This window comes from Polaribacter sp. BAL334 (genome assembly GCF_015767435.1).
In the GTDB taxonomy this organism is placed as follows: domain Bacteria; phylum Bacteroidota; class Bacteroidia; order Flavobacteriales; family Flavobacteriaceae; genus Polaribacter.
Genome location: NZ_JADWOV010000016.1, coordinates 1 through 486 on the forward strand (window position 1 = coordinate 1; position 486 = coordinate 486).

The window sequence follows — 486 nt, forward strand, 5'->3', positions numbered from 1 at the left end:
CAATAAAAAAGAAGGCCCCTGGTTTGCATCAGAAGAAGCAAAAAATATTGCTGAGAATGTGATACTATATCAAAGAGAAAATGGTGGTTGGACAAAAAACAACTCTTTACAAAAACCACTTTCAATCAATGAAAGAGAAGCCTTAAAAAAACTAAAATCTAGTAATGAAGGAACAACTACTGATAATGGTGCAACATACCAAGAAATGTTATTTCTTTCGAAAATTTACAGATTTCAACCCAATGAAAAATACAAAGAAAGTTTTTTGAAAGGCCTCCATTATTTGTTAGAAGCTCAATATGAAAATGGTGGATGGCCTCAATTTTATCCTTTAAAAAAGGGATATTATTCACACATAACCTTCAATGATGACTCAATGGCAAATATTCTTTTTCTCCTGAAAGAAATTAAAGATAAAACTAATTTTTACTCAATTAAGCCATCAGAAGATGTAATTCAAAAAGTAGCAATTGCCTTTAATAAAGG

The 486-nt window shown here is 30.2% G+C and carries 1 protein-coding gene; it reads left to right on the forward strand.

The genetic code is table 11. The features are described from left to right. Positions 1–486 (forward strand): pectate lyase (locus tag IU405_RS00080; RefSeq protein ID WP_231749381.1); only part of this gene is annotated, 486 nt, incomplete at both ends.